General features: G+C 68.2%; 20 protein-coding genes. 9 read left to right on the top strand and 11 right to left on the bottom strand.

Going from position 1 to position 24,997, the window contains the following annotated elements:
- Window positions 1-21 precede the first annotated feature (21 nt).
- Window positions 22-528 (bottom strand): hypothetical protein, encoded by a 507-nt coding sequence (locus AC13F7_RS13870; protein ID WP_483001406.1) that lies wholly within the window; start codon window positions 526-528, stop codon window positions 22-24.
- 145 nt (window positions 529-673) lie between these two features.
- Here AC13F7_RS13870 and AC13F7_RS13865 point away from each other — a divergent pair, with 145 nt between their 5' ends.
- Genes AC13F7_RS13865 through AC13F7_RS13855 form a run of 3 tightly spaced genes read left to right on the top strand, consistent with a single transcriptional unit; the run spans window position 674 to window position 4,653 of the window.
- Window positions 674-3,154: a DEAD/DEAH box helicase gene (locus tag AC13F7_RS13865; RefSeq protein ID WP_483001403.1), complete on the top strand. Its 2,481-nt coding sequence runs from the start codon at window positions 674-676 to the stop codon at window positions 3,152-3,154.
- Window positions 3,151-4,269 carry a ribonuclease H-like domain-containing protein gene (locus tag AC13F7_RS13860; protein WP_483001401.1) on the top strand — a complete coding sequence of 373 codons (1,119 nt, stop codon included), beginning with the start codon at window positions 3,151-3,153 and terminating at the stop codon, window positions 4,267-4,269. Before AC13F7_RS13865 ends, AC13F7_RS13860 begins: the two co-directional genes overlap by 4 nt.
- Before the next feature lie 48 nt (window positions 4,270-4,317).
- Window positions 4,318-4,653, top strand: a complete 336-nt coding sequence (locus AC13F7_RS13855) for an I78 family peptidase inhibitor (protein ID WP_483001399.1) — start codon at window positions 4,318-4,320, stop codon at window positions 4,651-4,653.
- Between the two features lie 49 nt (window positions 4,654-4,702).
- Here the strand turns inward: AC13F7_RS13855 and AC13F7_RS13850 are convergent, their stop codons facing one another.
- The 3 genes from AC13F7_RS13850 to AC13F7_RS13840 form a co-directional block, all read right to left on the bottom strand.
- The gene (locus AC13F7_RS13850; protein ID WP_483001397.1) at window positions 4,703-6,538 is read right to left on the bottom strand and encodes a M56 family metallopeptidase; all 1,836 of its coding nucleotides are present in this window, start codon (window positions 6,536-6,538) and stop codon (window positions 4,703-4,705) included.
- 15 nt (window positions 6,539-6,553) lie between these two features.
- Window positions 6,554-6,940, bottom strand: a complete 387-nt coding sequence (locus tag AC13F7_RS13845) for a BlaI/MecI/CopY family transcriptional regulator (RefSeq protein ID WP_481467756.1) — start codon at window positions 6,938-6,940, stop codon at window positions 6,554-6,556.
- Window positions 6,941-7,209: 269 nt separating this feature from the next.
- Entirely contained in the window at window positions 7,210-8,331 is a 1,122-nt protein-coding gene (locus AC13F7_RS13840; protein ID WP_483001394.1) for an SDR family oxidoreductase, read from the bottom strand.
- 209 nt (window positions 8,332-8,540) lie between these two features.
- Here AC13F7_RS13840 and AC13F7_RS13835 point away from each other — a divergent pair, with 209 nt between their 5' ends.
- Window positions 8,541-8,882 (top strand): hypothetical protein, encoded by a 342-nt coding sequence (locus AC13F7_RS13835; protein ID WP_481467752.1) that lies wholly within the window; start codon window positions 8,541-8,543, stop codon window positions 8,880-8,882.
- A gap of 9 nt (window positions 8,883-8,891) precedes the next feature.
- Here the strand turns inward: AC13F7_RS13835 and AC13F7_RS13830 are convergent, their stop codons facing one another.
- Window positions 8,892-9,956, bottom strand: a complete 1,065-nt coding sequence (locus tag AC13F7_RS13830; RefSeq protein WP_483001388.1) for a DNA topoisomerase IB — start codon at window positions 9,954-9,956, stop codon at window positions 8,892-8,894.
- Window positions 9,957-10,091: 135 nt separating this feature from the next.
- Between AC13F7_RS13830 and AC13F7_RS13825 the strand changes: the two genes are divergently transcribed.
- The 3 genes from AC13F7_RS13825 (at window position 10,092) to AC13F7_RS13815 (ending at window position 16,655) form a co-directional block, all read left to right on the top strand.
- The gene (locus tag AC13F7_RS13825) at window positions 10,092-10,493 is read left to right on the top strand and encodes an I78 family peptidase inhibitor (RefSeq protein ID WP_483001382.1); all 402 of its coding nucleotides are present in this window, start codon (window positions 10,092-10,094) and stop codon (window positions 10,491-10,493) included.
- Window positions 10,494-10,664: 171 nt separating this feature from the next.
- Window positions 10,665-15,119, top strand: coding sequence for a glutamate synthase large subunit (gene gltB / locus AC13F7_RS13820; RefSeq protein WP_481467747.1), 4,455 nt, complete (start codon window positions 10,665-10,667; stop codon window positions 15,117-15,119).
- A 90-nt stretch (window positions 15,120-15,209) separates the two neighbouring features.
- Window positions 15,210-16,655: an FAD-dependent oxidoreductase gene (locus AC13F7_RS13815; protein ID WP_346471628.1), complete on the top strand. Its 1,446-nt coding sequence runs from the start codon at window positions 15,210-15,212 to the stop codon at window positions 16,653-16,655.
- Between the two features lie 26 nt (window positions 16,656-16,681).
- Here the strand turns inward: AC13F7_RS13815 and AC13F7_RS13810 are convergent, their stop codons facing one another.
- Entirely contained in the window at window positions 16,682-16,978 is a 297-nt protein-coding gene (locus tag AC13F7_RS13810; RefSeq protein ID WP_483001379.1) for a hypothetical protein, read from the bottom strand.
- A gap of 173 nt (window positions 16,979-17,151) precedes the next feature.
- Here AC13F7_RS13810 and AC13F7_RS13805 point away from each other — a divergent pair, with 173 nt between their 5' ends.
- Window positions 17,152-18,024: a methylglyoxal synthase gene (locus tag AC13F7_RS13805; protein WP_481467743.1), complete on the top strand. Its 873-nt coding sequence runs from the start codon at window positions 17,152-17,154 to the stop codon at window positions 18,022-18,024.
- A gap of 61 nt (window positions 18,025-18,085) precedes the next feature.
- Here AC13F7_RS13805 and AC13F7_RS13800 read toward each other — a convergent pair whose 3' ends face one another.
- From AC13F7_RS13800 to ttcA, 3 genes are read right to left on the bottom strand one after another with little or no spacing between them, the layout of a single operon-like run.
- Entirely contained in the window at window positions 18,086-18,874 is a 789-nt protein-coding gene (locus tag AC13F7_RS13800; RefSeq protein ID WP_483001374.1) for a M48 family metallopeptidase, read from the bottom strand.
- Between the two features lie 57 nt (window positions 18,875-18,931).
- Window positions 18,932-19,837 carry a recombination-associated protein RdgC gene (locus AC13F7_RS13795; protein WP_019184123.1) on the bottom strand — a complete coding sequence of 302 codons (906 nt, stop codon included), beginning with the start codon at window positions 19,835-19,837 and terminating at the stop codon, window positions 18,932-18,934.
- Window positions 19,838-19,887: 50 nt separating this feature from the next.
- Complete coding sequence (gene ttcA, locus AC13F7_RS13790; protein ID WP_483001372.1) at window positions 19,888-20,799, bottom strand: tRNA 2-thiocytidine(32) synthetase TtcA; 912 nt, start codon at window positions 20,797-20,799, stop codon at window positions 19,888-19,890.
- Window positions 20,800-20,904: 105 nt separating this feature from the next.
- On the opposite strand from ttcA, the gene AC13F7_RS13785 reads away from it, so the two are divergent.
- The gene (locus AC13F7_RS13785) at window positions 20,905-21,099 is read left to right on the top strand and encodes a YdcH family protein (protein WP_481467737.1); all 195 of its coding nucleotides are present in this window, start codon (window positions 20,905-20,907) and stop codon (window positions 21,097-21,099) included.
- A gap of 124 nt (window positions 21,100-21,223) precedes the next feature.
- Here the strand turns inward: AC13F7_RS13785 and plsB are convergent, their stop codons facing one another.
- Together plsB and AC13F7_RS13775 are read right to left on the bottom strand one after the other, a co-directional pair.
- Window positions 21,224-23,938, bottom strand: coding sequence for a glycerol-3-phosphate 1-O-acyltransferase PlsB (gene plsB / locus AC13F7_RS13780; protein ID WP_481467735.1), 2,715 nt, complete (start codon window positions 23,936-23,938; stop codon window positions 21,224-21,226).
- Window positions 23,938-24,906, bottom strand: a complete 969-nt coding sequence (locus tag AC13F7_RS13775; protein ID WP_481467733.1) for a hypothetical protein — start codon at window positions 24,904-24,906, stop codon at window positions 23,938-23,940. Before AC13F7_RS13775 ends, plsB begins: the two co-directional genes overlap by 1 nt.
- Window positions 24,907-24,997 lie beyond the last annotated feature (91 nt).

Here is a 24,997-nt window from a genome sequence, read left to right as displayed (position 1 = left end):
CGCAGCACAGCGCTGGAATGATTACTTCAACGGCAGCGCCAGGCACCCACCCTGCTGCGCACACACCTCCTCCGCGCGACGCTGCTCTTCCTCGGTCAGTTCCGGCGGTGGGCGCGCGGTCGCGGACTGGATCTGATCCGGTCCGCCAGTAAGTTTGTTCACGCCCTGCGCGGCGGCGGCCAGCCCCTTGTTGATGCCCATCATCAGATAACCACCGCTCATGCCGACCTGCTCAGGCGACGGCGGCTCGCTCCAGGTGCGGCTGAAGCGGTTGGGCTGCACCTGTACCGGATTCTTGAAACGGTACAGATCCAGCGGCTCATCATCGGGCTTGAGGGCACGCACCTCGCCCAGCGTGGTGACATCGCCCTGCGTTGGCGCGGGCGGCGGTTCCACGACTGCAGGTGGATCGGCCTGCTGGGCCTGTGCGGCGGTGACCAGCAGCAGGCTGGCCAGCAGAACTGCACCTTGGTGTCCACGTAATGCCACTGCGGCGCCATCCTTGTGTGTGCGGGCTCCCTCAAGCATACGGATGCCGCCTTCAGATTTCGTTGCTGGCGGCTGTCCAGAAAACGCCGGCGCGCACTGAACCATTCACCCCGCCGATTCGTGATGTCTCAGACATTGAGACGCCGTCATGGTTCCATAGCGTCCTTTGCAGACCGTTGTGACCATGGCTTACGAACTCGCCAAGCGCACCGAGGACGCCGAGCGCAACCTCGCCACCACCGATGGGCTGCCCTCCCGCGATGGTGCGCTGCTGACCGCGCGCCTGCAGCGCCGCTACACCGACCGCATCACCGGCAGTTTCACGATTCCCGCCCGCGAGGGCCAGTACGCGCCGATCCCGGCCGATGTCCCCGAGGCCCTGGTCAACGCGCTGAAGGCGCGCGGCATCGAGCAGCTTTACAGCCACCAGGCGCAGGCCTGGGAGGCCAGCCAGCGCGGCGAGCACGTGGCCATCGTGACCCCGACCGCCAGCGGCAAGTCGCTGTGCTACACCCTGCCGGTGGTCAGCGCCGCCATGCAGGGCAAGGCCAAGGCGCTGTACCTGTTCCCCACCAAGGCGCTGGCCCAGGACCAGGTGGCCGAGCTGCTGGAGCTCAACCGCGCCGGCGACCTGGGGGTCAAAGCCTTCACCTTCGATGGGGATACGCCGGGTGACGCGCGCCAGGCGATCCGCCTGCATGGCGACATCGTGGTCTCCAACCCGGACATGCTGCACCAGGCAATCCTGCCGCATCACACCAAGTGGGCGCAGTTCTTCGAAAACCTGCGTTACGTGGTGATCGATGAGGTGCACACCTACCGCGGCGTGTTCGGCAGCCACGTCACCAACGTGCTGCGCCGGCTCAAGCGGATCTGCGCGTTCTATGGCGTGGAGCCGCAGTTCATCCTGTGCTCGGCCACCATCGGCAACCCGCAGGCGCATGCCGAGGCATTGATCGAAGCGCCGGTCACCGCGATCACTGAATCCGGCGCGCCCAGCGGGCCCAAGCACGTGCTGCTGTGGAACCCGCCGGTGGTCAACGCCGATCTTGGCCTGCGCGCCTCGGCACGCTCGCAGAGCAACCGCATCGCCCGCATCGCGATCAAATCCGGGCTGAAGACGCTGATCTTCGCGCAGAGCCGCTTGATGGTCGAAGTGCTGACCAAGTACCTCAAGGACATCTTCGACCACGACCCGCGCAAGCCGGCCCGTATCCGCGCCTACCGCGGCGGTTACCTGCCCACCGAACGGCGCGAGACCGAGCGGGCGATGCGCGCCGGGCAGATCGACGGCATCGTCAGCACCTCGGCGCTGGAGCTGGGCGTGGACATCGGCAGCCTGGACGTGGTGATCCTCAACGGCTATCCGGGCAGCGTCGCCGCCACCTGGCAGCGTTTCGGCCGCGCCGGTCGGCGCCAGCAGCCCGCACTGGGCGTGATGGTGGCCAGCTCGCAGCCGCTGGACCAGTACGTGGTACGCCATCCGGACTTCTTCGCCGAGGCCTCGCCCGAGCATGCGCGTACTGCGCCGGACCAGCCGCTGATCCTGTTCGATCACATCCGCTGCGCCGCCTTTGAGCTGCCGTTCCTGGCCGGCGACCCGTTCGGCCCGATCGACCCGCTGGTATTCCTGGAAGCCCTGGCCGAGACCGAGGTGGTGCATCGCGAAGGCGACCGCTGGGAGTGGATCGCCGACAGTTATCCAGCCAATGCGGTCAGCCTGCGCTCGGTCGCCGATGGCAACTTCGTGGTGGTGGATCGCAGCGATGGCAAGCAGCAGATCATCGCCGAGGTGGATTACTCCGCCGCCGCGCTGACGCTGTATGAGGGTGCCATCCACATGGTGCAGTCCACCCCCTACCAGGTGGAGCGGCTGGACTGGGAAGGCCGCAAGGCTTACGTCACCCGCACTCACGTGGACTACTACACCGACAGCATCGACTTCACCAAGCTCAAAGTGCTGGACCGTTTTGACGGCTGCATCGCCGGGCGCGGCGATTCGCACCACGGCGAGGTGCACGTGGTGCGCCGCGTGGCCGGCTACAAGAAGATCCGCTACTACACGCACGAGAACATCGGCTACGGCCCGGTCAACCTGCCCGACCAGGAGCTGCACACCACCGCGGTGTGGTGGCAATTGCCGCAGGCGCTGCTGCTGACCGCGTTCGACAGCAAGCAGGAAGCGCTGGACGGTTTCCTCGGCGCCGCCTACGCGCTGCACATCGTCGCCACGGTGGCGGTGATGGCCGATGCGCGCGACCTGCAGAAGGCGGTCGGCAATGGTGATGGTGCGTGGTTCGCGGTGGCCGACCAGAGCGGGCGCGGGCAGCTGCGTGGCGCCGAGTTCGATGCCAGCGCGATCGAGCTGCAGCAGCAGTTCGTGCCCACGGTATATCTGTACGACAACTTCCCCGGCGGCGTGGGCCTGAGCGAGCCGCTGTGGGTGCGCCAGGCCGAGCTGCTGCTGCGTGCGCGCGAACTGGTGCAGGGCTGCGACTGCAAGGCCGGCTGCCCGGCCTGCGTCGGCCCGGTGCTGGCCGGCCAGGAGGACGATGCCACCACGCCGAAGGCGCTGGCGCTGAAGGTGCTGGCGCTGTTCGACAGTGCGGCGTTGCCCTCTGCGGCCGAGCAGGAGCGCCTGGACGCCGAGATGGTCGCCCCGTGAGCCTGAGCCTGGACAAGCTGCGCCTGCTGCGCCGGCAGGCCGGTGATGCGACGCCGGCACCGGCCCGTGAACCGGCCACCGGCACCGAAGCAGCATCCGTTGCCGGTGACACCGGCGCTGCCGGCGATGCAGCCACCGCTGCCCTCCCGGCCGCCGCCAACGACGCACGCGCACGCACACCCGCGCCTACCTCCGTCTTCGGTTGGGTGGAGCAGGAGATCCGCCACAAACCGACCGGCGCCGCCGCACGCGAGACCTCGCCGGCGGTGCCTGCTGTTCCTGTTCCTGTCCCCGCGCCCGCGCTGCGCAAACCCGAGATCGGTGGCCTGCGCCGTCTGCTCGGGCTGCGCGATCGCGGCCTCGGCACGGCCCACCCGCGCGAGAACGCCAAGGACCGCCATGTGCCGGGTGATGAGATCGCGCCGGGCCTGTTCCTGATCGAATCGTTCGTCACCCAGGCCATTCCGACCGAACCGTTGTCGCTGGCGTTTGCCAAGCGCGACGGCGAGCAGGTGCGGCCGCAGGACCTGTTGTTCTTCGATACCGAAACCACCGGCCTGGCCGGCGGCACCGGTACCCGCGCCTTCATGATCGGTGCCGCGGACTGGCACACCCATCCCGAGCGCGGCGACGGCCTGCGCATCCGCCAGTTGCTGATGACGACGATGGCCGCGGAAACCGCGATGCTGCGCGAGTTCGCCGGCTGGCTGCAGCCGAGCACGGTGTTTTCCAGCTACAACGGGCGCTGCTACGACGCCCCGCTGCTCAAGACGCGCTATCGGCTGGCCCGGCAGCGCTGCCCGATCACGCCGCTGGATCACGTCGACCTGCTGTTCCCGACGCGCCGCCGCTATCGCGGCACCTGGGAGAACTGCCGGCTGGCCACGATCGAGCGGCAGCTGCTGCAGATCGTGCGCGAGGACGACCTGCCCGGCTCGGAAGCCCCCGCGGCGTGGCTGAATTACCTCCGGGGTGGTAGCGCGGTGAACCTGCGCCGGGTGGCCGAGCACAACCACCAGGATGTGGTGACCCTGGCGCTGCTGATGCGGCGGCTGGTGGCCGAGGAGCAGCGTGATCGGGAGACGTTGGCCCTGCAGGCCATTGACGCGGTGTAAAGGCCGACCCACGGACACTGCGGGTACTTACCGTGGGAGGACCACCGCATGCGTCTGAACCTTCTGTTCGCCCTGGGCTGTGCCCTGCCGCTGGCCGCCTGCAGTCATCCGGGCAAGACCGCCGCACCGCCGGCTGACAGCCCGACCTCGACGGCCCCACCCGCGGTGGCCGGCAGCGGGGGTCAGTGCGATCCGGAAACGCTCACCGGCCTGACCGGGCAGGCCGCTACCGAGGCGGTCATCCAGAAGGCGGTGAAAGACAGCGGCGCCCGCAATGCGCGCGTGCTCAAACCGGGCATGGCGATGACCATGGATTACCGCGAAGACCGCCTCAGCATCGAAGTGGACGAACAGAACAGGATCGTGCGCGCCAACTGCGGGTGATCGGTTGCAACCGGCGGCCTGGCACGCAGGCCGCCCTGGCGTGTACCCATCAGTGACGCACGCGCTGTGCTTTTCCGTTGGCCAGCGCCTGATCGATCGCGGCCCGCACGTCGCGCACCGCACGCGCCGAGGCCACACTCTGCTGCTGTGCCAGCCGGGCCTGTTCCTTGCCCAGCTCAGCCTGCTCACGCGCCACCAGGGCAATCTGCCGGGCGTCCACCGCCCTGGCCGAGGCGGTGCGTGCCTCGCGTGCGGCCTGGCTGGCGGCGGAAGCCGATGCGCGCGACTGGCGGGCCGCCCGGTCGGCTTCCACAGCCGCATCCAGACCGGCATCGCGGATCGCGCTGTTGACCACCGCGCTGACATCCACCGAGGCCATTGCATCGGCCGTGATCTGCAACGACGCCGCCGCGATCTGTTGACCGATGGCCGCTTGGCGGTTGCCAAGCTCGGCCTGCGCGGTTCCGAGCGCGGCCACTTCCGTCTGGGCGTGTCCCAGCGCCTTGAGCACGGCGGGATCGCGGATCAGATAGCGGTCCTGGCCTCGGCGGACCCACAAGGTCGGTTGATCGTTGCCGGCATCGCGTCGGGCCTGTTTGAGGTCGGCGACGGAGGCATCGACGAAATTGCTCTCGCCGCCGATCAACACGAAGGCCTGCGCAGGCTGCCGGCTGATGTTGAGCTGACCGTGGGTGACGAAGGACATGCCGTCATCCAGATCCTTGGGCGGCTCCGGTGCATGTGGTGCAGCGGGGGGCTCCGGGGCCGAAACAGGCTCAGGTGCCGGAACAGGTTCGGGCGTCGGCACCGGTGCCGGACGCGGGGCAGGAGCAGGCAGCGGTGCCGGTGGGGTCGGCGCGACAGGTGCCGGCGGTACCTGGGGCGGGGCCGGCGGCGGCGGTGCAGCCACCAGCCGCAACGGGGCAACGCCGATCACCACGAACAGCGCGGTGATGGCCAGCGCGGCCACGCGCGGGACGCTGCGGGTCTGCTGCAGCGTCCGCAGCCGGCGCTTGAGACTGCGCAGGTTCGGCGAGGCACTGGCCACGCCGACGGCGGGACGAGGCGCCACACCCAACTGCACCAGCAAGCGGCCGTAGTCATGGCGGCAGTGATCATGCCCGGCCACCACCGCACCATCGCAGGCTTCCTCGCGGGCCAGCGCATATTCGCGGGCCGCCACATGGACCAGCGGGTGGAAGAAGAACAGGTGTTGGGACAGCGCCGGCAGCAGGCCCCACCACAGGTCGCGACGCTGCAGATGAATCAGTTCGTGGGTCAGCGCCATGTCCAGATCGTCCGCCGACATCATCGGCAGCTCGCGCGCCGGGAGCAGCAGCACCGGCCGCCACGGGCCGATCAACTGCGGCGACCGGATCTGCGCGGAGAGTTTCAGCTGCGGGGAGCGCCGCAGGCCATGCGCTTCGGCGGCCAACTGCAGCGCCTGCTGCAGGCCGGCGTCGGTGCACTCGGTGGCGCTGCGGACCAGCGCGCGGCTGGCGCGGTAGCCGCGCAGGCTGTGCACCAGCATCAGCAGCACACCGGCAGCCCACACGGCCAGCAGCAGCAAGGGCCAGGACGCTGTCATCGTCGCGGTCTCTGCCGCATTGGCGGCGTACGTGACCGGCGCGGCCTGCACAGCAGCGTCGAACGCGGGTAGCGCCATCGCCGGCGCTGTCACTGCTGCCGGTGCCGGCAGCACCGCCAGTTCCAGCGGGCTGCTCCAGAACAGGCCCAGCACCGCCTGCGCGGCCACCAGCCACCACAGCCGGCAGCGGGTCGCGGACGGCAGCTGTGGCAGCAGGCGGCATACACCCCAGACCAGCGCCACCAGCACCGCACTCTGCACACTGGTCCAGCCCAGCCGCATCAGCACTTCACTCATCATCATGTCCATCACTCAGCCCTCCCGCTTGCGTGACTGCAACTGTTCGACCAGCGCTTCCAGCTCGGCCAGTTCCTGATCGCTGACGTCCACCTTGTGCGACATGAACGCCACGAACGGCGACACCGAGCCCTGCAGCGTCTTCTCCACGAAGCTGGCCACCGCGCCCTGTACCACGCTGTCCTGGCCGCTGGTGGTGGCATAGCGGTAGACGCCGCCCACCTGCTTGCGGCTCAGGTACGACTTGGCGCGCAGGCGCTCCATCATGGTCAGCACGGTGGAGCGTGCCAGCCCGCGCGGCTCACCGAACCCGGCGGCGACTTCGCCGACACTGGGGCGGTCCTGTTCCGCGATGTACTGCAGCAGGGCCAGTTCCTGGTCCCCGATGGTCTTGCCGCGCATGGCGCACTCCCTATGACTACACGTGTCGCTACCGTGCCAGTGACTACAGATGTCGTCAAGTGCCGGAGGGTGCGTGCCGACGAACGGTCAGCTGCGCTCGGCCGCTGGCCATGCGCCAGCGGCTGCTTAGTCAATGTGCGGATGGGATGGACGGGAGATGGACGCCGAACGGCGGAGGGCCATGGCGGCATGTTCACGCCATCGGCCTGGGTACTGATGGGAACCACCGAGGTGATCCTCGGTGGCCCTTCTGGACAGGATGCCGTCTGTCAGCCGCGCGGCCCCCCCATGACCGGCAGGATCACGCCGCTGATATAGCTGGCGGTGATCGGCGAGGCGAGGAAAACGTACGCCGGCGACAGCTCTTCTGGCTGCGCCGGACGGCCCATGTCGCTGTCCTGGCCGAACTCGGCGACATCCGGTGCCTTCTTGTCGGCCGGGTTCAGCGGGGTCCAGACCGGACCCGGGGCGACCGCATTGACCCGGATGCCGCGTGGCAGCAGCTGGCTGGCCAGCGCCTTGGTGAAGGCATGGATCGCGCCCTTGGTCGCCGAATAGTCCACCAGCGATTTGCTGCCGAACAGCCCGGTCTCCGAGCCGGAGTTGATGATGCTGGCACCCTCGCCCAGATGCGGCAGCACCGCGCGCGCCATCTGGATGTAACCGCCGATGTTGGTCTGCAGGGTTTCTTGCAGGTGGTCGTCCTCAAGGTCTTCCAGGCGGTCGCAGTGCAACTGGAAGGCGGCGTTGTTGACCAGGATGTCGACACCGCCGAACGCCTTGACGACCTGCTTCACCGCCTTGTTGCAGAACGCCGGATCGCGCACGTCGCCGGCGATCACCACGCAGCGGCCACCTTCCTTCTCGACGTGCTCGCGGGTGATCTGCGCGTCCTTCTTTTCATCCAGGTGCAGTACGGCGACATCCGCCCCTTCGCGGGCGAACAGCACGGCCACCGCGCGGCCGATGCCCGAATCCGCGCCGGTGATGATGGCGCGCTTGCCCTTGAGCTTGCCGCTGCCCTGGTAGTCCGGCGCGAGGAAGCGCGGGGCCAGCTGCATTTCGTGTTCGTTGCCGGGTTTGGCCAGCTGCTCGGCCGGCATTTTCTCAGGCTGGCGACGCGTGCCGGCCTGGGTGGCCTTCTTGGTCTTGGACGTAGCGGCCTTCTTCGCCGCACGCGCGTCCTTTGCCTTCTCCTGGTCCTGCAGACGGCGCTGACGGGCGGCCACGCGCGCAGCGCGCGGATCGGTGGCGGCGGCCTTACGTGTAGCGGTTTTGACGACCGGGGTGCGGGTACGCGGTTCGGCCGCAGCGGCAGCCGCCTCTCCCGGACGCGGGCGCTTGCGGGAGGTGGGGGTCTTGGTGGTCTTACGGGTTTTGGCCGTGGCCATGTTCGACTCCTGTTGCCGGATCAGATGCGTGGATCTCACGCGGGCGCTTGTTCGTCGCGGCGATGGCCGCCGTGGAAATGCGCAGCCCCACTATGGTCAACCCGGCGGCCAGGGACAGTGAATGGAACGTGCCCACACCGTGTAGAGGATTCATGCGCCGCATACGGGCACCATTGCACCCTGAGCGTAATTCCCATGGAGTGCGTCGCATGCTTCGTTACCTGTCCGCGGCTGTGGCCGTCCTTGCTTTGTCCGCCTGCAGCAGCACCCCTGTCGCGCAGGTCCAGCCGATCGACGGCGTCATTTCCGGCCAGTGCCACGTGGACAAGGTGCGCGGTGCCGTGGGCCTGGCAGCATCGCAAGCCACCGTCGAGCGTGCCCGCGTGGACAGCGACAGCCTGCAGGTCATCGTCGTGCGCAGCGAACGTGCCGCGAGTGGCGCCACTGCCAGTGGCGCGGCCAATCCCACCCCGGGGGCAGCGCAGGGCGGCGAACGGCTGACCATCGAAACCGGTCGTACCAACAACATCACCGCCCTCTACTGCGGCTGACCGCTGCGCTCATCCCGCGCGGGCGCGCCGGACGGTGCGCCGCGCGGCTTTGAGTACTTTCAGCGTGGCCAGTTCCCACTGGCGCTCGCCGCGCAGGCCGGCGAGGGCCTTCAATGAGCCGGCCCGCCAGCCATCGAAAACGCAAGGATCGATATAGGCCTTGCGGCACACCGACGGTGTGTTGCCCAGCAGGGTGGCGACCTCGCATACCACCTGTTTCTGCAATGCCGCCAGCGCGCGCTCACTGGAGGGCTCGGGCAATTCGGTCGCGGCAAGCTGACGGATCGCCTCCAGCGTGCCGCCCCAGGTGCGGAAGTCCTTGGCGCTAAAATCCTCGCCCATCGCATCGTGCAGATAGTCGTTGACCATGCCCGAGTCCACCGGTTGCACCGCGCCCTCGTCATCGCGGTACTGGAACAGCGCCTGCCCGGGCAGCTGCTGGCAGCCCCGGATCAGCTTGACCAGTTCGCGGTCATCCACATCCACCTCATGCGCCTGCCCGGACTTGCCCCGGAAGCGCATCTGCGCCCGGCCACCCTTTACCAGCGCGAGGTGTCGGTTGCGTAGCGTGGTCAGCCCGTAAGAGCGGTTGTCACGTGCATAGACTTCATTGCCAACGCGCACCAGCGTCTGTGCCAGCAGCGCCACCACGATCGCCAGCACCTTGTCGCGCGGGAAGCCGGGCAGCTTCAGATCGCGGCGCAGGCGCCGGCGCAGCGTGGGCAGGGCGGTACCAAAGGCAATGATGCGATCGAACTTGCCATCGCCCCTCACCCGCGCCCAATCAGCGTGGTAGCGGTACTGCTTGCGCCCGCGCGCATCCCGGCCAGTGGCCTGCAGATGGCCGTTGGGCAGCGCGCAGATCCACACATCGGTGTACGCCGGGGGGATCGCCAGCGCGCGGATCCGGGCCAGGGTGTCGGCATCTCGTACCGCCGCGCCATCGGCATCGCGGTAGGCAAAGCCCTTGCCGGCCTTGCGGCGGGCAATGCCGGGCAGTTCATCGCTGACGTAGCGCAGGCCGGCCTGGCGGGCGGCGGCGGCTTCAGGGGTGGCAGTGCGGCTCGGGCTCATGGAGGCGGCGCGGATCAGGGGAACGCAGTGTCGCCGGTGCCGGTGCGGCACCGCGTCAATAACGCAACACAAACACCTCACACCGCGCTTGGCGATATCCTCCAACGTTTACTGGGTCGCTTTTCAGGAGTATCGATGTCGCCTCTGTCGTTCCGCCGCGTGCGGCGTTCTTTCGGGCTGATCGCCCTGTTCCCCGCCCTGCTGGTCCTCGGTGCCTGCAGCGCCCCGCCCATGGACGAGCAGGAAGCGGTCGCCACCGATGCACAGAAGGCGGCCGAAGCCGCCGCCGCGCCCACCGATGAGACAGGCAAGGCGCTGGAAGCGCCGCCGGTCGGCAACTGTGATGCCACCCAGGTGCAGAGCCTGGTCGGCCAGCCCTACACCGAGCAGATCGGCAGTCAGGCCCAGCAGGATGCCGGCGCTACCACGCTGCGCGTACTCAAGCCCAATGACATGACCACGATGGATTTCGTCGGTGAGCGCCTGAACATCGAAGTGGACGGCAAGAACGTGGTCGCCAGCGTCCGCTGCGGCTGAACAGGGAGCGGAAAAACACGGGAAACACAGGGGTTTGGTTGCGCCTGCAACCGTGTATTGCGGCGTTGCAACAACTGTGATCTAGTCGGGTCATCCGGTGCTTCGACCCGCGCTGCAAGGACTGAGCGGGGACGAGTGTCGCCGCTCACCTGACATCGCATCGAGGCAGAGATGGCCCCCCGCAACCGCCAAGGGCTTTACGACCCGCAAGATGAGCGCGACGCCTGTGGTTTCGGCATGGTCGCCCAGCTCGACGACCAGCCGTCCCGACTGCTGGTCGATACCGCCATTGCCGCGCTTTCGCGCATGACCCACCGCGGCGGCGTTGCCGCCGACGGTGTCACCGGTGACGGCTGCGGCCTGTTGCTGCGCCGCCCCGACGTATTCCTCAAAGCACTCGCCGCCGAAGCGGGCCTCACCCTGGGGGCACGCTTCGCTGCCGGCGTGGTGTTCCTGCCGCATGACACCGCCGCCGCCCAGGCTTGCCGCGACACGCTGGAACAGCAGCTGCGCGACGCCGGCTGCCAGCCGGTCGGCTGGCGCGTGGTGCCGACCGATCCCAGTGTCTGCGGCCAGCTCGCACGCGATACGCTGCCGCACATCGAGCAGGTGTTCGTCGACGCCGGCGCCGCGCAGGACGAGGCCGCCTTCACCCTGGCGCTGTTCCTGGCCCGCCGCCGCAGCGAACAGCAGCTGCGCGGGCACGCCGATTACTACGTCACCACGCTCAGCCCGAATGCGATCAGCTACAAGGGCATGGTGCTGCCGGACAAGCTCAGCCGCTTCTACGTGGATCTGCAGCGCAACGATCTGGCCTCGAGCGCGATCGTGTTCCATCAGCGCTTCTCCACCAACACGCTGCCGCGCTGGCCGCTGGCGCATCCGTTCCGGATGCTGGCGCACAACGGCGAGATCAACACCATCGAGGGCAACCGCCGCTGGGCGCAGGCGCGCAGCAAGGTGTGGAAGACCCCGCGCTTCGACATCGGCGAGTTCGATCCGGTGATCTCCATGCACGGCTCGGATTCGCAGAGCCTGGACAACATGCTGGAGCTGATGGTCAGCGCCGGCATGGACCTGATCCAGGCGCTGCGCATCCTGGTTCCGCCGGCGACCCAGTCGCTGGAGTTCAAGGATCCGGACCTGGCCGCGTTCTACGAGTTCTATGGCCTCAACAGTGAGCCGTGGGACGGCCCGGCCGGCATCGTGGCCTGCGATGGGCGCTATGCCGCCTGCACGCTGGACCGCAACGGCCTGCGCCCGGCGCGTTGGATGCTGACTTCCGACCGCCACTTCCTGGTCGCCTCCGAAGCCGGCGTGTGGGAAGTGCCGGCCGAGCGCGTGGTGCGCAAGGGCAAGCTCGGCCCGGGTGAGATGATGGCGATCGACCTCAAGCGCGGCGACCTGCTCGACTCGGACGCCATCGACCGCATCAACCGCGGCCGCGCGCCGTACAAGCAGTGGCTTCAGCAGGGCGTGACCTACCTGCAGACCGAGCTGATCGATCCGTCGCTGGTGGAAGAACCCTTCGACGAGCGCACCCTGCGCAGCTATCACAAGCTGTTCCAGCTCAGCACCGAGGAAGTGGAGCAGATCCTGCGCCCGCTGGCCGAGACCGAGCAGGAAGCCACCGGTTCGATGGGCGATGACACCCCGATGGCGGTGCTGAGCCAGCACAGCCGCCCGCTCTACGATTACTTCCGTCAGGCGTTCGCGCAGGTCACCAACCCGCCGATCGATCCGCTGCGCGAAGACTGCGTCATGTCGCTGTCCACCCAGCTCGGCAAGGAGACCAACATCTTCCACGCCGGCGCGGAGACGGTGAACCACGTCATCCTCAACTCGCCGGTGCTCAGCCAGCGCAAGCTGCGCCAGCTGATCAAGATGGAGCAGTACGCCGACAAGAACCGCCTGATCGATCTGTCCTACAGCCTGGACGAAGGCTTGAAGGCCGGCATCGAGCGGATCTGCGCCGAGGCCGAAGCCGCCGCGCGCGAAGGCATCGTCATGCTGCTGCTGAGCGACCGTTACCCGGTGGCCGACCGGCCGATGGTGCATGCCCTGCTGGCCACCAGCGCGGTGCACCACCACCTCTCCAACGCCGGGCTGCGCTGCGACGTCAACCTGATCCTGGAAACCGGCACCGCGCGCGATCCGCACCACATGGCCTGCCTGCTCGGCTTCGGTGCCACCGCGGTGTACCCGTACCTGGCCTACCAGACCCTGTTCGATCTGGGTCGGCGCGGCATCCTGCAGCTGAGCAAGGGCGGCGAGCAGTCGCAGATCGGTCGCCGCTACCGCAAGGGCATCTACAAGGGCCTGTCCAAGATCATCTCCAAGATGGGCATCTGTACCGTGGCCAGTTACCGCGGCGCGCAGCTGTTCGAGATCGTCGGGCTGGATGACGAGGTCGTGGACCTGTGCTTCCCGGACACCGCCTCGCGCGTGGCCGGCGTCGGCTTCGCCCGTCTGGACGACGAGGCACGCGAGCTCACCGTGCGCGCCTGGAACGACCTGCTGCGCCCGGATGTGGGCGGCGTGCTCAAGTACGTGCACGGCGGCGAATACCACATGTACAACCCTGACGTGGTCATGACCCTGCAGCGCGCCGCGCGCAGTGGCGATGCCGCGGACTGGCAGCGTTACTGCGAGGCCGTGCACGGCCGCCCGGTCTCGGCGCTGCGCGACCTGCTGCAGCTCAAGGCCGCGCCCACCCCGACCCCGCTGGACGAGGTGGCGCCGGCCGAAGACCTGTTCCGCCGCTTCGACACGGCGGCGATCAGCCTCGGTGCGCTGTCGCCCGAAGCGCATGAAGCGCTGGCCATCGCCATGAACCGGCTTGGCGGGCGCAGCAACTCCGGCGAAGGCGGCGAAGACCCGGTGCGCTACGGCACCGAGAAGCGCAGCAAGATCAAGCAGGTGGCCTCGGGCCGCTTCGGCGTCACCGCCGAATACCTGGTCAACGCCGAGGTGCTGCAGATCAAGGTCGCGCAGGGCGCCAAGCCCGGCGAAGGCGGCCAGCTGCCCGGGCACAAGGTCAACGAACTGATCGCGCGGCTGCGCTATGCCAAGCCGGGCATCGGTCTGATCTCGCCGCCGCCGCACCACGACATCTACTCCATCGAAGATCTGGCCCAGCTGATCTACGACCTCAAGCAGGTCAACCCGACCGCACTGGTCTCGGTGAAGCTGGTCAGCCATGCCGGTGTCGGCACCATCGCCGCAGGCGTGGTGAAGGCCGGTGCCGATCTGATCACCGTGTCCGGGCATGACGGCGGCACCGGGGCCAGCCCGGTCAGCTCGATCCGCTATGCGGGCGTCCCGTGGGAACTGGGCGTAGCCGAATCGCACCAGGCACTGGTGGCCAACGACCTGCGCGGGCGCACCCTGCTGCAGACCGATGGCGGCCTGAAGACCGGCCTGGATGTGATCAAGGCCGCGTTGCTGGGTGCGGACAGCTTCGGCTTCGGCACCGCGCCGATGATCGTGCTGGGCTGCAAGTACCTGCGCATCTGCCACCTCAACAACTGCGCCACCGGCGTGGCCACCCAGGACGAGCGCCTGCGCGCGCAGTACTTCACCGGGCTGCCCGAGCGCGTGGAGAACTTCTTCCGGCTGCTGGCCGAGGAAGTGCGTGGCTGGCTGTCCTACCTGGGCGTGCGCTCGCTGGACGAGATCGTCGGCCGCACCGACCTGCTGCAGCAGCTGGAGGTCTCCCCGCGCCCCGGCGTCAAGGTGGATCTGTCGCGTCTGCTCAACCCGGCCGAGTACGCCGGCAGCCACTGCGCCGCGCAGCGTCTGTACGAATCGCCGGACAGTCTGGCCACGCAGATGGACGGCCTGCTCGCGCCTGCGATCGCCGGCAAGCTCGGCGGCGAACACCGCTTCCTGATCCACAACACCGACCGCTCGATCGGCACCCGCCTGTCCGGCGAGATCGCACGCACGCATGGCAACCAGGGCATGGCCGATGCGCCGCTGACCCTGCGCTTCCGTGGCACGGCCGGGCAGAGCTTCGGTGCGTTCAACGTCGGCGGCCTGCAGTTGGAGGTCGAGGGCGAAGCCAACGACTACGTCGGCAAGGGCATGGCCGGCGGCCGCCTGGTGGTGCGCCCGCCGCGCGGCGCGCGCTTCGAGGCGCGCAACACCGCGATCATCGGCAACACCTGCCTGTACGGCGCCACCGGTGGCGAGCTGTTCGCCGCGGGCCGGGCCGGCGAGCGCTTCGGTGTGCGCAACTCCGGCGCGCTGGCGGTGATCGAAGGGGCTGGCGACCACTGCTGCGAATACATGACCGACGGCATCGTGCTGGTGCTGGGCAAGGTCGGGCTCAACTTCGGTGCCGGCTTCACCGGTGGCCTGGCCTACGTGCTGGATATCGACCGCGATTTCGTGGATCGCTACAACCACGAACTGATCGACATCCACCGCATCTCGGCCGAAGGCTTCGAGAATCATCGTCAGCACCTGCATACACTGATCAGCCGCCACCGCGAACTGACCGGCAGCATCTGGGCGCAGCAGATCCTCGATGAGTTCCGCGATTACGTCGGCAAGTTCTGGCTGGTCAAACCCAAGGCCGCCAGCATCGAATCGCTGACCGACTCACTGCGCCGCGCTGCGTAAGCGCGGAGAAGCGCCGGTATCGACCGGCGCCTCGTGTTCCCACCGCTGTAGTGCCGGCCGCTGGCCGGCAACCTCACCACAGAGCAAGCCATGAGCCGCAAGCAAGCTTTCCAGTTCCTCGATCTGCCCCGGACGATGCCGCAGCGCATCCCGGTCGAACTGCGCACCTCCGGCGACTGGGGCGAGCTGTACGGCAAGTTCGGCAAGGAAGACGCGCAGTTCCAGGCCGGGCGCTGCCTGGATTGCGGCAACCCGTACTGCAGCTGGAAGTGCCCGGTGCACAACGCGATCCCGCAGTGGCTGCAGCTGGTGCAGGAAAACCGCATCCACGAAGCGGCCACGCTGTGCCACTCGACCAACCCGCTGCCGGAAGTGTGCGGCCGGGTGTGCCCGCAGGACCGCCTGTGCGAAGGCAGCTGCACGCTGGAAGAGTTCGGTGCGGTCACCATCGGTGCGGTGGAGAAATACATCGTCGATACCGCGCTGGCCACCGGCTGGCGCCCGGATATGAGTGCGGTGGAAGCCACCGGCAAGCGCGTGGCGGTGATCGGCGCGGGCCCGGCCGGGCTGTCTTGCGCCGACAAGCTGGCGCATGCCGGCATCCAGGCCGTGGTCTATGACCGTTACGAACAGATCGGCGGACTGCTGCAGTTCGGCATCCCCAGCTTCAAACTGGACAAGTCCGTCATCAGCCGCCGCCGCAATGTGCTCGAAGGCATGGGCGTGCAGTTCCGCCTCGGCGTGGAGATCGGCCGCGATGTGAGCATCGATGATCTGCTGGCCGAGTACGACGCGGTGTTCGTCGGCACCGGCGCGTACCGCTATACCGATGGTGGCCTGCTCGGCCAGGACCTCAAGGGCGTGCTGCCGGCGCTGCCGTTCCTGGTACAGAACAGCCGCATCGTCAGTGGCAGCGACGCGCATGGCCGGCCGATCGCGGGCTGGGAAGATCAGATCGCCCTGCCCGATCTGGAAGGCAAGCGCGTGGTGGTGCTCGGCGGTGGCGATACCGGCATGGACTGCGTGCGCAGCGCGATCCGCCTGGGCGCGGCCAAGGTGACCTGCGCCTACCGCCGTGACGAGGCCAACATGCCCGGCTCGGCGCGCGAAGTGGCCAATGCCCGCGAGGAAGGCGTGCGCTTCCTGTTCAACCGCCAGCCGCTGTCGATCGAGGCCGGTGCCGATGACGAAGTGATCGGGGTGATGGTGGTCGAGACGACCCTGTCCGATCCGGACGCCCAGGGCCGCCGCAATGCAGTGCCGATCGAGGGCAGCGAGTCGCTGCTGGAAGCGGACGTGGTGATCATCGCTTTCGGCTTCTCGCCGACGGCGCCGGCCTGGCTGACCGGACAGGGGGTTGAGGCCGGCAACAACGGCCGGATCGTGGCCGGTGGCAGTGGCCGCCTGCCGTTCCAGACCGCCCACCCGCGCCTGTTCGCCGGTGGCGATGCGGTGCGCGGTGCGGACCTGGTGGTGACGGCGGTGGCCGAGGGCCGCGATGCGGCCGGCAGCATCGTGCAACTGCTCTCGGCGTAACGGCGTGCCCTAACGAAGCGCGCCTCTCACGCGGCGCGCGATACCGTCGGTACCGGCGTGTGGCGCACGCCGGCCCGCTCGATCTCCAGCGCCATCAGCAGCTCGATGTTGTCGAGCTGATCGCGGATGCGGCGGTTGCTGACCACATCATCGTGGCCGCGCCCGATATGCGCATCCAGCATGCGCGCCAGCCCGGCCAGCAGGACCTCGGCATCGGCCTGCGGGGCGTCACGGAGCACAGCGGCCAGCGCGCGGATGCGCGTCCCCTGATCCACGGCAGCGGATGGGGAGGATGCGGCAACGGAGGAAAGGGAGAGGGTCATGGCAGGGGTTTCCTGATTGACGGACGACCACCACTGTCGGATATGGCCCCTGCCGACACCATGCAACAAGTACGAAATTGCGTGAAGGCGCGTGAGCCGCATCACGTTTCGCAGCTTGCATCGGTGCAACCTGAACGGCTTACACTGGCGACGACTCCTTCTGGACTGCCCCCATGCGCATCGGCCTGGCCGCGAACCGCCTGCATCACCACGACAAGCACGCCGCGCTGTTCCGCTGGCTGCGCGCCAGCGATACCGGCCTGCGCGAACTGGGCGTCGAGCTGCATGCGGTCGGGCGTACCTTCGATGCGATCCAGCGGCTGGGCTTCCTGCAGGACTTCGCCCCGCTGCGGCGCTACCCGAACGGCCGCGAGGGCGGCCTGATGAAGCTGGTGGCCGAGGTGGTCGGGATGGGCACGCCGGAGCGCACGCTGGATGGCGCGATCTACCTGATGGACCCGGTCGATCCCTCCTCCGTGTTTCCGGAAGCGACCGCGCTCAAGCGCCAGTGTGTGATCCACGGCAAGCCCTTCATCTCCACCGTCGCCACCGCGCGCGACTGGGTCGAGGTGGAGCGCCTGCACGCCGGCCTGGCACCGGACCCGGGTGCCGATGATCTGCATGCCTTCGAGCAGCACACACTGGCGCTGATTGCGCATGACGCGATGAAACCGGCGATGCTGGCCTTCGCCGATGAACACTTCGCGGTGCTGTCGCGCTTCCGCCGCCGGGTTGGCACCGGCACCACTGGCCAGCGCCTCAACGAACTGGCGTGGAGCCGCGGCTGGCCACAGGGCGAGGAATGGGTGACGCGCTACCAGAGCGGCCCGATGGGCGGCGATGCGCAGATTGCCGACCGCGTGCTGGAAGGCCATTGCCAGCGCGCGATCTTCTTCGAGGACCCGCACGTCGCTCGCCAGCACGAGGCTGACATCCAGCTGCTGGAGCGCGCCGTCACCACCGTGACCGATCAGGCCGTGTGCATCACCGCGCCACGGGTGGCCGCGCGCTGGGCGCAGGCGGCGGCGTTGCGCGCGGGGAACTGACGACCACCGCACCTCGCGCGATTGCCGGCCAGCGGCCGGCACTACCGGTGGGTGGCGAGCGTTACGGTGTCGGGGTCAGCAGCTGCCGCAGCGTGGCCTTGAGGCGCCGCCCTTCGAGCTGGAAGTAATCCCGCTCGGCGTGCCACGCCGGAAAGCGTTTCTCCACCTCGGCCCAGAACGCTGGCGAGTGATTGGCCTGGATCAGGTGGCAGAGCTCGTGCACCAGCACGTACTCGAACGCCGAAGGTCGCCCCAGCACCAGGGCCAGATCCAGCGCCATGCTGCCGTCCGGTGCCAGCGAACCCCACTGCGAGGACATCACCTTCAGCCGCAGCCGCGCCGGTGCGCGCGGCAGGCCGGGCAGATAGCGCGGCAGCCACTGGCCGACATCGGCGCGCGTCTGCGCTTCGTAGAACTCGCGCAGGGTGCGGCGCAGCGTGGCATCGGTGCCCCGCGTGGGCCAGTGCAGGCAGGCGCCCTGCTCGTCCACGCGCATGTGCGCGTAGCGGCCGGTTTCCCAGCGCAGCGGCAGCAGCTCACCGCGTAGCGGCAGCACGCCCGCCTCGCCGATCACCAGCGGTGGCGGCAGGTTGGTGGCCTGGTAGCTGCGCAGTTGCTCGGACAACCAACCGCGGTGCTGGTCGAGAAAACGCTCGCCCATCACCAGGCTGGCGCGCGGCGGCAGGGTCAGGCGTACACCGCGCTCATCGACGCTGAGCTTGATCCTTCGCGCGCGCGGATCGCGCACACGCAGGACATCGATCTCGGCATCCTCCAGGCGCAGCCGTACCGTATCGCGCTGCAGCGTGCTGACAGCCGGCGAAATCAGGCGGCGGAGGAATCCGGACATGGGTACAGCATAGCGCCGGCCGTGACCGGCGCATGACTGGGGACTGATCGGAACCGGTCAGTCCGCCTTGCTGAGCTTGAAGGCCTCTTCCAGCAGCAGGAACAGGCGGCGCACTTCGCCGCTCTGCAGGGCGAAGCGGGCGTCCAGTTCGGCACGGCGGCCGTCATCGTCGGCATGCTCGAGCTGGTCCAGCGCGCCATCCAGGAACTTCAGCTTGCGCACGATCAGGTCGTCGCCCAGCACGAAGGACAGGTTGTCCTCGAAGACCAGGGCCAGCTTGGTCACCTGCTTGCCGGCGTCCAGGTGCTTGTCGATCTCGTCGCAGCGCAGTTCCTGGTGCTGGCACTTGACCACTGCACCACCCTCAGCGGGATCCTTCATCTCGCACTCTTCGCCCAGGCTCAGCCCGGTGGGCAGCGGCTCACCGGCGATCCAGCCCGTCAGGATCGAGCGCGGGGCGACTTCGGCGTTCAGCGGCATCGCCGGGAAGCTGCCGAGCAGGCCACGGATGTCGGACATCATGTTCTCGCCCTTCTTGCTGCTCGAACAGTCCACGGCGACGTACCCGTGGGTCAGGTCGATCAGCGCGTCGGTACGCGAGCTCTTCACGAAGGCGCGCGGCATCAGCTCGTGCAGCAGATCGTCCTTCATGCGCTTGCGCTCGCGGCCACCGGGCTTGCGGCCTTCCTTCTCTTCGATTTCCTCGAGCTTGCGCGCGAGCAGATCGTTGACCACCGCGCCCGGCAGGATCTTGTCCTCACCGCCGACGGTCAGCCACAGCGCATCGCCGACGCGGTGCGAGAACACGGCTTTTTCTTCACGGCCGAACGGCGAGATGAAGCCGCGCGAATTCATTTCAAGCGGACCGACCGGCTTGAGCAGCACCTGCGGCAGCAGGGTGTCCACGTCGGAGAAATCGGTGGCGGTCGGGAAGCGGAACAGCGTCAGGTTGCGAAAGAACATGGACGTCCAGAGTAAGAGCGTGAAAGGGAGGGCGGGCGCGCCGGCGTGGCTCAGGCCGGGCCGGGGGCGTCGCCGGGGTCGTGGGCAGTGCCGGCCCAGGCCGGCGGGTCGGGCAGCGGGGCGGCTGCGGCGCGCCCCAGTGCCATGAAATCAAACAGCGCCGGATCGGCCAGCTGCGAGGGATGGATGTTGCCCAGCGCGCGCGCGATCTGGTCGATGCGGCCGGGCTGGTCGCGCTCCCACTGCTGCAGCATCTGCTCCACCTGGCGGCGCTGCAGGGTGTCCTGGCTGCCGCACAGCGTGCAGGGAATGATCGGGAACGCGCGCGCCTGGGCGTAGGCGCTGATGTCCGCTTCGCTCACATACGCCAGCGGGCGGATCACGATGTGCTGGCCGTCGTCGCTGCGCAGCTTGGGCGGCATCGCCGAGAGCTTGGCGTGGTGGAACAGATTGAGGAAGAACGTGGCCACGCTGTCATCGCGGTGGTGGCCCAGCGCGATCCTGGTGAAGCCGTGTTCGGCCGCATGCCGGTAGAGCGCGCCACGGCGCAGGCGCGAGCACAGCGAACACATCGTGCGGCCTTCCGGGATCACCCGGCTGACCACCGAATAGGTGTCCTGCTCGATGATCTGGAACGGCACACCGATCGAGGCCAGGTACGCCGGCAGCACGTGCTCGGGAAAGCCCGGCTGCTTCTGGTCCAGGTTCACCGCGACCAGCTCGAACGGCACCGGCGCTTTTTTCTGCAGCTGCAAGAGGATGTCGAGCAGGGTGTAGCTGTCCTTGCCACCGGACAGGCACACCATCACTTTGTCGCCGGCCTCGATCATGCCGAAGTCGGCGATGGCCTGGCCGACCTGGCGACGCAGCTGCCGCGCCAGCCGGTCCTGCACACCGCCGGGCGCGCGCGGATCGCGGGCGCGCGGGACGGGATCGGGCAGGCGGATGACGGCGGCGCTCATCCCTTCATTCTACCGGCTGGGACGCACCCTCACAGGTGCCGGGAAGTGACTGCGTTCACTCCCGGCGGTCATCCCGGATGTGTATGCTCGGAGCTTGTGGACACCATGACACCCACCGATATCAGCGCCCGCCTTGCCACGCTCCGGCAGGAGCACCGTGCGCTGGATGAGCAGATCCTGCGCATGGCCGCCAACGGCGACGATGAGCTGGAAGCCAAGCGCCTGAAGCGGCGCAAGCTGCAGTTGAAGGACTGCATCGCCAAGCTGGAAGACATGTTGATTCCGGACGAGCCGGCGTAGCGTTGTGCCGCGCTGGCGCGCGGGTACCGACCAACGGTCGGTACCTACGGATTGCTGGCGAACGCACTAAGATCCGGATACGCTCGGATTCGTCCCGATACGTCGGATTGACGACGGGCCGTCGTCAATCCTGGGTGACCGGTTCCTCCGGCTTGGCCGCTTCCGGGCTGACGCGCTCGATGGTATGGCGCAGTTCGCGGCCGAGGATGAATTTCGCATCCTTCGCCCACGCGTCCAGGCGCGCATCGAACAGCAGCTTGCTGTTTTCATCCGGCCACACCAGGCGCAGCTCGCGCAGCTTCTGGATGAAGCCGCGGAACAAGGTGCGGTCGAAGAACTCCGGCGCGGCCGGCGCATAGAGCAGGCTCAGGCGCTGCGCAGCCTGCTGGCACAGGCTTTCCAGCTCGGCCGCACCCAACGTGCCGGGGCCGTTCTTCACCAGCACGGAGATCGCGATGTAATAGCGCTCGAACGCCTGCTGCAGCGAATGACCGATCGCACGCAGGCGGAAGACTTCGTCGGTCTGCCCGGTGTTGCGCGCCAGGATGCCGCCGTCGTCATCGTTGATGTTCTGCAGCAGCCCTTCGCGCACGAACACGTTGATGGTCTGCTCGATGCGCTGGGCGAACTCGTCTTCGGTCCACGGCAGGAACAGCTCGGCCTGCAGGAACGGATACACCGTGCGGCCCAGCTGGACCAGCCCGGTGCGGCTCATGCGGCGGTTGTTCTGGAAGCAGCAGGCCACCCACGACGAGGCGGTGAACAGGTGGATGACGTTGTTGCGGAAGTAGCTCAGCAGCACCGCGGTGTCGCCGCTGACGCTGAGCACGTCGCCCAGCGGGTGCTTGATGCGGGTGAGGACGTTGATCTCCTCGGCGTGGGCGATGATCCGCTCCGGCGAGTGCGGGGTCACCGTCACCCGGTCCGAGTACGGCATCTCCACCAGCAGGGTCTTGCACAGTTCGATCTGCGCGATCAGGTCCGCCTCGCCCATCGCATGCTTGGGCGTGGACAGCAGCGCCAGCGCGAGCAGGTTGATCGGATTGACGTCGGCCGCCCCGTTGATATGCACCTGGATGCGTTCGGCCAGGTGATCCACCGTGCCGGACAGCCACGAGGGCTTCTCGTCTTCGCCGACCGGCTGGCCGTTCCACTCCGGCGCACGCTGGGCGAGCACGTCGTTGAGCGCGATCGGCTCGCCGAAGTTCACCACGACCTGGCCGTAGTTCTGCTTGAGCACCTTGGGGATCGACCACAGCAGCGACCAGATCGATTCCTTTTCTTTCGGCCGGCCGGACAGTTCGTCCAGGTAGCTGCCGCCTTCCATCAGCTTTTCATAGCCGATGTAGACCGGCTGGAACAGCACCGGCTTGCGCGGCTGGCGCAGGAACGCGCGCAGCGTCATCGAGATCATGCCGCCCTTGGGCTGCAGCAGACGCCCGGTGCGCGAGCGGCCGCCTTCGACGAAGTACTCGATCGAGTAACCGCCGGCGACCAGCTGCGCCACGTATTCGCTGAGCACCGCCGAGTACAGCGCGTTGCCGCGGATCGAGCGGCGGATGAAGAACGCACCGCCCTTGCGCAGCAGCGTGCCGACCACCGGCAGGTTCAGATTGATGCCGGCCACGATGTGCGGCGGCACGATGCCGCGGTCGTACAGCAGGTAGGACAGCAGCAGGTAATCCATGTGGCTGCGGTGGCTGGGCACGTAGACCACTTCGTGCCCGGGCGCGGCCGCCTTGAACTTATCCAGGTGGTGGACCAGCACGCCGGCGTAGATGCGGTTCCAGACATGGCTGAGCATGAAGCTGGCCGAGCGCACCACCGGACTGGAGTAATCCGCGGCGATTTCCCACGCGTAGGCGTGGGCTTTCTTCCAGGCATCGGCCGGCTTGGAGTTGTCGCGCTTGGCCTGTGAGGCGATCGCCTCGCGCACCGTGTCCGCGTCGAGCACCTTGTCCACCAGCAGGCGGCGGGTCGACAGATCCGGCCCGATCACCGACTCGCGAATGCGGCGGAAATGGGTGCGCAGCACGCGCTGCAGCTTGCGCACGGTGCGTTCGGGGTCCAGCCCCTCATCGACCGTGGTGCGCAGCGAGATCGGCGGGGCGAAGCGCACGATCGTGCTGCGGCCGTTGAGCAGCACCGCCAGCAGGCGCCGGAAACGGCCCACCAGGGCCCAGTTTTCCGAGAACAGCACCGCGAACCAGCCGCTCTGCTTGTCCGGCGCGCGGCCGACGAAGATCGACACCGGCACCAGGTGCACGTCCAGCTCGCCGCGGGCGCGGTGCGCCTGCAGGACCTTGGCCAGCGAGTCCGAGTGGGTCTTGGCGCCGCGCTGCTCGGGGATCAGCGAGTTGCTGCTGCTCCGGCGCGACAGCGCCAGGTAGGCGCGCCTGCGCCCGGTCGGGTCACCGGCGATCGGCACCAGCGGCGAGGGCAGGCCGGCTTCGCGGCAGGCCTTGTCCAGGATCAGCGCGTTGGACAGACCGTAGTCCTCCAGCACGTAGACCACCGGACGGCCATCGTTGTACTGGCCGGGGTGTTCGGGTTCGATCTTCAGCGACAGCCACGGCTCGACCAGGCGGCCGAGCAGGCGCGCCCACCACGGCGGGCGGCCGGTGGGCGCGCGCGTGCCGGGCACGATCGCCGACGGCACGAAGGCCGCCGGTTCCGCATTGACGGCAACGGCCTCTGCGGTCCCGCCAGCAGCCGGCGGAACCGGGGCGGCAGCACCGTCGGACGGCACGGAATCGGGCGACGAGGACGTAGCGTCCGGCGTCTTGGGCGGCTCTTCGCCGGGGAAAGGCAGGGGATTCTGGTTCGGCATCGGCTTCATTATGGCTTAGCCGGTGCAGAAGCACCGTCCTTGACCGTCGCGGCGGCCTCTGCGTCGGCCGCTTGGCGGGCGTCATGTTCAGCTTGCGCAGCGTCGGCGGCCTGCAGCAGCGCATCGGTGTCTTCCAGCGTGCGGGTCACGTACCAGTGACCGTCGCGCCGTGTCATCCGCACCTGCGCTTCGATCTGCTCGCCGGCCAGCGTGTACTGGATGCGCACGACCGCGTCGTCGCCCAGTTCGGAGGTCAGCTCGCCGCGCAGCTCGGTCAAGGCGCCGTCCAGCGACAGCCCGTAACTGGCCAGGGCCGTCTTGAAGGCTTTGATGAAGGGCCCGAGCCGGCGCAGGCTCGCTTCCATGCCCGCGGCCTGCAGTTCGGCATCCGTGGACAGCCCCGCCGTGCGCGCGGTCGCGGTGAGCAGGGTGATGGTCGTCTTCGCCCGCTGCTTGTCCGTCAGTGGCGCCGCGGCGGCCCAGCGGCTGAGCGCGTTCACCACCTGGGTGTAGTGGGCGCGCTCGCTGTCGCTGTACTCGCTCTGGTTGCGCAGGTACTGCTCGCCGAACAACCCCATCGAGTGGGCCGCCTGACGGACCTGGGTGGCCTGGCCGGCGATCTGGGTATCGAAGGAACGCTGCAGCCGCTGCGGCGCATCCGGCCGCGACAGTGCGGCCAGCATCGGCAACAACTGCCCATCCAGCGGCAGCTCGGTCAGCGGCCAACGGCTGTGGCCCTGGCTCCACGCGCCCTGCAGACGGGCGTACTGGGCCGGCGGCACCGCTGCCTTGGCGTAGCCGACCAGATCATTGTCGGCCACCCGCTGGGCCAGCTGCTGCAGGGCAGCGACCGGCTCGGACGCAGGCGCATCCGGATCGATCTGCTTGCCCTTGCAGGCGCTGAGCAGCACCAACCCGCACAGGGCCAGTGCCAACGCATGCCCCCGGTACCGCCACGGCTTCAACGACATGGACATGAATTCGGACTCCCCGGACCGGTCCGCATCTTGCGGCCTGTTCAGTGACAGCGGCAAGCCGGCAACCCTGCCGACGCTGCGCCATATGCGC

The sequence above is a fragment of the Stenotrophomonas sp. K-6 genome (assembly GCF_056861555.1).
This window is presented reverse-complemented; position numbering and strand designations above follow the sequence as displayed.